This is a genomic window from Arthrobacter sp. M4 (assembly GCF_020251205.1).
Classification (GTDB): Bacteria; Actinomycetota; Actinomycetes; order Actinomycetales; family Micrococcaceae; genus Arthrobacter.
The window spans coordinates 1-206 of sequence record NZ_JAIWYX010000093.1 but is presented as its reverse complement, the minus strand read 5'-3'; the positions used below and the strand labels follow the sequence as shown (position 1 = coordinate 206).

General features: G+C 60.7%; 1 protein-coding gene. It reads right to left on the bottom strand.

Annotated elements, in window-relative coordinates:
* A partial coding sequence (locus LD110_RS23540) for an ABC transporter permease subunit (RefSeq protein ID WP_225502352.1) occupies nucleotides 1-206 on the bottom strand: 206 nt, incomplete at both ends.

Sequence of the window (206 nt, the reverse complement as noted above, 5' to 3'; positions counted from 1 at the left end):
ACCTGGCGGTAGATCTTGAACCATCCGGCGCCGTCGACGCGGGCCGCTTCGTCCAGCTCCTTGGGGATCGACTCGAAGTACTGGTGGAAAAGGTAGATCGAGAACGCGTTCGCGACGAACGGGACGATTTGGACATGGTAGGTGTCCAGCCAGCCAGTGGTGAGTGAGAGGTTGAAGCCGTCGACCTCGAGCGCCGGCAACTGGTT